Here is a 272-nt window from a genome sequence, read left to right as displayed (position 1 = left end):
TTCGCCTCGCGGCGCAGCGACATCTTGCAACATCACTTGTGTGAAACTGGCGTCCCCTAGGGGACTCGAACCCCTGTTACCGCCGTGAAAGGGCGGTGTCCTAGGCCACTAGACGAAGGGGACACAAACCCTTCTAACAACTGACCAGTGCTGAGTACTGATCGATTCAAGGCCGGTGTGGCCAGACCTTGAACTGTAAATTGGTGGAGCTAGACGGGATCGAACCGTCGACCTCTTGCATGCCATGCAAGCGCTCTCCCAGCTGAGCTATA

At 56.2% G+C, this 272-nt stretch carries 1 tRNA gene; it reads right to left on the bottom strand.

Annotated elements, in window-relative coordinates:
• Nucleotides 1-47 precede the first annotated feature (47 nt).
• Nucleotides 48-123: transfer RNA gene (locus tag GV818_RS34030), tRNA-Glu, on the bottom strand.
• Nucleotides 124-272: the final 149 nt, after the last annotated feature.

The sequence above is a fragment of the Pseudomonas sp. Fl4BN1 genome (assembly GCF_009908285.1).
Lineage (GTDB): Bacteria > Pseudomonadota > Gammaproteobacteria > Pseudomonadales > Pseudomonadaceae > Aquipseudomonas.
Note: the sequence above shows the minus strand (reverse complement) of the source record. Positions and strands in the feature narration are given on the sequence as shown.